A 482-nucleotide genomic window follows, 5' to 3' on the forward strand; every position below is an offset into this window, starting at 1 on the left:
CTTTTTAGGCCGTCTGAAAAGTTCAGACGGCCTTTGATATATTGGCTTAAAATCGGCATTATAAAATACATCTATGAGCAGAATCAAAGAGCTGTATACCTTTTATTGTCAAGTGATAGCGCCTCAAGTAACATTTAGGTTTTTCTAATCAACCGGTATTTTTTATGACCACCACTCCCGCCAACGTTTTAGCCTCCGTCGACTTGGGTTCCAACAGTTTCCGCCTGCAAATTTGTGAAAACAACAACGGCCAGCTGAAAGTCATCGACTCGTTCAAACAAATGGTTCGCTTTGCCGCCGGCTTGGACGAACAAAAAAACCTAAGCGAAGCCTCTCAAGAACAAGCCTTGGAATGTTTGGCGAAATTTGGCGAACGCCTGCGCGGATTTCAACCCGAAAACGTGCGCGTGGTGGCCACCAACACTTTCCGTGTTGCCAAAAACATCGCCCAATTCCTGCCCCGTGCCGAAGCGGCGCTGGGT

The 482-nt window shown here is 47.1% G+C and carries 1 protein-coding gene; it reads left to right on the forward strand.

What is annotated here, in order from left to right:
- Window positions 1-164: 164 nt before the first annotated feature.
- The coding region (locus ACTHUE_RS20210; RefSeq protein WP_440424303.1) for a Ppx/GppA phosphatase family protein at window positions 165-482 on the forward strand (318 nt) is incomplete at its 3' end.

Source organism: Neisseria sp. P0021.S005, from assembly GCF_051956955.1.